A 4145-nucleotide genomic window follows, 5' to 3' on the forward strand; every position below is an offset into this window, starting at 1 on the left:
CGCCCGGTCGCGCAGCAGCCGATCTTCGGCTTTGTACCAGTATGCGAAATCGCTGAGCTTGCTGTTGTTGACGATCACCAGAATGTCGAAATCGCTGCGGTAGCCCTTCATGGTGTGCGGCTCATCCCCCCAATCGCCGCGGGCGTGGGAGCCGAACAGGAGGATTTTCAGGATGCGGCCGTTCTTCTTCCAGTCGGAGCTGCTCAGCGCCAGCGCATCCTCGAATTCGATATGGAGGATTTCTAACACACGGGCCAGCTCCCGCTGCTTCTCCTCCGGCAGATGGTCAATGGTGCTCTTCATCATCGATAGCAGCTCGCGGTGGCGGAGCTCACGAGCGGCGCCGCCACATTCCACATTCAAGGGCTAACAGACCGACCCTGAAGCAGCAATCGTCTTGGTTGCAAAGAGTTTCGAAGGAGCGCCGGTCGGGCGTGTCCATCGAACGCTCCATCGCCTCCATCCGCTACGCCCATTGGCTCTCTTGTCGACACGCACTCGCTCCACAAGGATATGGCGTCGAATCCAGTTTTGGGCCGCAGCCAATGTTTTGACGCAAGTGACCCCGCCGCAGCCTGCCGGCCGCCACACCGCTGCGATGGGAGCTGATCGGCCATGCTGGTCTCACTCGTTGGCCCAGCAGACGAGCGGGTCGTCGATCCGGCCGATCGGGGCAAATGTGGGGTTACCAGCGCGCCGAGGCGTTTCGCAGCAACGGCCAATTGGCAGCAATCGCCGAGATCCTGAATTCCAAACGAACAAAGCCAAAGCGGGCAAAAGCGGCAGAAGTCGCGAACCCGAATTGACAACTCCTCGCGACCCTACAGACGCGCATGATCAGCGCTTCGAGCCGAATTTCCGGTCTCTGCCGCAGGCAGGCTTTTCCAAACAGGACCATGTTGAAAGTCCGCAACAGCGATTGTTCCGACCCGCAACAACCGTGGCAGGCGGCCGCCGAGAGGTCGCACAGCTATCCGTGAAGGGCATTGCGATCCCATTTGATGGGTGGTGTTGGACCGTGACGGAAGCGGAACCCGTTCGCATGGGTCCTGAGGCTATCGGCGATTGATGGCCAAGGGGGTCATAACAAGCGTGCGATACATGCGGGCACGCGCGCCTGCCCGCTGAACGTTCTAGCCTGGCGGGGGCGCTTCCGTGTCGAGAGCGGCGTTGTAAAGAAGAGGGTGTTTTGACTGAAATTCGCTCGAAATCATGATGCCATAGGCGACGTTCTCGCGCGACATCGCGCCGGCCCGTAGCTCCTTGGCGTAACTGTCGAGGCCGTGCTGATCGGCGTCACGGTCCAGCAGCAGGCGATAAAGAAAGCTGATATAGGCGCGATCCGACAGGCCAAAGGCTCCATAGCGACCGGTGAACTCGTCGGAGCGGATCAAGGTGAGAAGCATTTCCGTCACACCGGCGTCGCCCCTTTTGAGGGGCTCGCGCCAATTGTCGGTACCTTCCATGTCGGCCGCCCGGCCAAGCACCAGGCAATAGCCATAGTTGATATGCCCGACTATTTCCTGGGTCCGCATCTCGGCGAGATCGCAGTCACGCTTCGGCTCCGGGAGCGCACGCGGGCCGCGGACAAAGTCGCGCACTGCCTTGTAGGCGGGCTTTGGCTCTCCTGCTGCCCACTTTCCGTCAGCCGTCGCTGCGAGCCTCACCAGGCCCATCTCGGCTTCGTGGCTCGGCGCCCAATACGTCTCGTCGAGGAGTTCATAGATATGGGCGGCTTCGACCTTGTACTTGCTCTGGAGTTCGCGAAGCCGCGTCATCGTTTGCTTGATGCCTTCGGCCTGCTGCCGCTCGCCCCGCTGGCTTCCTAACGGGTGGTTGAATTCCGTCACCCAGATCGGCTTGCCATAGCCGGCGATCTCCCGGAAGGCCCATTCAGGGTCTTCGCCATACATGTGCCAGACCGAAATGTCCCAATCGATACCGTCATTATTCATGCGTGCGAACGCGCCGACATGGCCCCATCCAGCCGTGCCCATCGCCTTTTTGATCCCCGGATCCACCGCGGTGATCCCGTCCGAAAGGCCCTTCAGCACCGCGCTCACCTTGACCCAGCGTGGACCGTAATAGTCGAGCGCGTCGGTTCCGCCGGCAGGTCCCCAGGCGCAGGGATACTGCGTGCCGTCATCCCTGTTCTCGCAGGGCTTGATGATGGCGTGGTTTTCCATCTCGTTGCCAAGTTCCCAGACGCGAATTTCGTCCTTGAACCGGGTGGCGAGCGTGACGGCCACCTTCTTGGCCTTCCCGTACAGTTCGTCCGGGCTGTCTTCTTCCAGATCCACGGCCTGAGGGGTGATGACGGGCAGCATCTCGATGCCGCGCTTTTTCGCCGCGGCGACAAGAGCGGCCAGGTCATCGGCGTTGTCTTCGCTCGAGATGTTCACCCGGTAGGACTTCAGGCCAAGATCCTCGATGAAATCGAGCTGACGCTCTATTCGCACACCTGGATAGGCGGTTATCGGATGGCCATTGACGCCCCAAAGGAAGTCTGCCGTAGCAGCCACGGTGGTTGTGGCGAGCATGCAAGCCACTGTGGTTGAAATGCGGATGAACATGGAAGCCGATCCTCTTCGCCCAGTCGAGCGGGCAATAGTTCCGGCTTCCGACACGCGGGGCAATCTGCCCATATTGGTGAGCGGAAGTACTACCCCTTTCGGCGGCTGTTGTTCCCCCATTCGCGCCAGGGGGCAACGGCAATTCCGACCGCATCAAATTGGCGGCTCCGAGATCATCGAGAAGCTGCCCTGCGCCCTTGGCGGCCAGAACACGCTCGGACCCCGGACGCTGCATGTCCAGGAGATATCGCATTAAGGATCGCTGCTGGTATGAGGTCGCTTGTAGTCGGCGCCCTCGAAAATCACTGTTTCGGCATCGGGAGCCGACATTTTCCGCTTTCTGCCGTCGCTGCAAAGGAATGTGGGCCATTCGACAACAAGGCACTCTATGTCGGAAAACCAATTGCCTAGATAGCTGCCGGTCGACAGCTTGAACATGCCGGCCTTGACGCGTCGCAGGGAATCGCCTGACGCAGCAATCCAGGTCCACGGCTCGTTCGGCGGTGGCTCTGCGCTCATCTCCAGCCTCATTGCGAGCCCGGTTGCGTCAGCACGAGCCGCCGCGGCCTGGTATCTTCTCATCGCCGCCACGTATTCGACAAGGACAGCCGGCCTGGCGGCGTAGAGGGCAGCCATGTTTGAAGAACTCGCATCAAGGCTGCCCATGTGCTGAGCCGCCCGCGCCGTGACACGATCTTTGGCGCCGGCTTGATGGATAGACAATTGGACGATGGCCGGAATCGAAATTGAGGCGGCAATCAGGCAAGCGAGCGCGCGCTGGCGCGAAAGGGGTTGCACCAGGATTGCCCGTGTTGAAGCTGCTGGCATCATCTGTCGATTATGCCCGAGAATCGGACCAATGCGGAACTTGTCCTATCGAATTGGCCAATGCGGACATCGGGCCATGCAGATATTGCTTCACCGCTCTCCTTGCAGGCACTGCCAAGTCGACCAGCCAGGACGAATTCAGGGGTGCGCCCGCGCCGTCAGGCGTCGCGCAAATAGCGCGAAAGATGCGACGCGAAAATAAGGCGGTGACCGCCTGCCAAGCGTCTCTTCAGTTGTTAGCTGGCAATCTGGTCGCTGGCGGCGACAATCTTCCTCAATATGTTCGGATCTTTGATTCCACGAAGGTAAAGGCCCATCAACCTCTGAGCGATTCCATTGGCCTCGCTGGTTTGCGTGGAAGGCCTGAAGCAGCGACAGCTGAGTTGGCGCCAGGTAACAGAGCTCGCGCGGCGGAGCTTCGGACGGCATGTGACCCTCCGTTGGTTGCGTGTGTTACCGCGCTCACCGGCCGATCGGGGTAAGGGCTTGGGTAAGCGTGGTCGGTATAGAGCCGATCGCAGTAGATCCGGCGAACGGCGATTCCGCTGAAATGCAGATACACATTGCCGGGACGAACTTGGTGGCGGAAAATATCCTCCATCATTGAGCCGTCCTTGCGAAGAGCCCGCTTCGTCGCGGAATCGACGTCCTTTCAGCGGAAGACAGAATGGATCCCTTCTGCTACTGAGCTATCACTAGGAGCGTGTCTGAGTAGTCACTGGTCAAGCGGGTGCGAGTCTGATT

Annotated in this window: 3 protein-coding genes; all 3 read right to left on the reverse strand. The window is 60.1% G+C overall.

Annotation, left to right across the window (positions count from 1 at the left end; translation table 11 throughout):
• A partial coding sequence (locus MAXJ12_RS25245; protein ID WP_139044040.1) for a nucleotidyltransferase domain-containing protein occupies positions 1-303 on the reverse strand: 303 nt, incomplete at its 3' end.
• An 830-nt stretch (positions 304-1133) separates the two neighbouring features.
• Positions 1134-2573, reverse strand: coding sequence for a DUF4214 domain-containing protein (locus MAXJ12_RS25255; RefSeq protein WP_008838902.1), 1440 nt, complete (start codon positions 2571-2573; stop codon positions 1134-1136).
• A 252-nt stretch (positions 2574-2825) separates the two neighbouring features.
• Complete coding sequence (locus MAXJ12_RS34625) at positions 2826-3209, reverse strand: hypothetical protein (protein ID WP_139044039.1); 384 nt, start codon at positions 3207-3209, stop codon at positions 2826-2828.
• Between the last annotated feature and the right edge of the window lie 936 nt (positions 3210-4145).

This window comes from Mesorhizobium alhagi CCNWXJ12-2, assembly GCF_000236565.1.
GTDB classification, from domain to species: Bacteria; Pseudomonadota; Alphaproteobacteria; order Rhizobiales; family Rhizobiaceae; genus Allomesorhizobium; species Allomesorhizobium alhagi.

Excerpts from the sequence above, each read along its gene's own strand:
- MAXJ12_RS25255 (WP_008838902.1), bottom strand. The coding sequence starts at position 2,573 with ATGTTCATCCGCATTTCAACCACAGTGGCTTGCATGCTCGCCACAACC.
- MAXJ12_RS34625 (WP_139044039.1), bottom strand. The coding sequence starts at position 3,209 with ATGGCTGCCCTCTACGCCGCCAGGCCGGCTGTCCTTGTCGAATACGTG.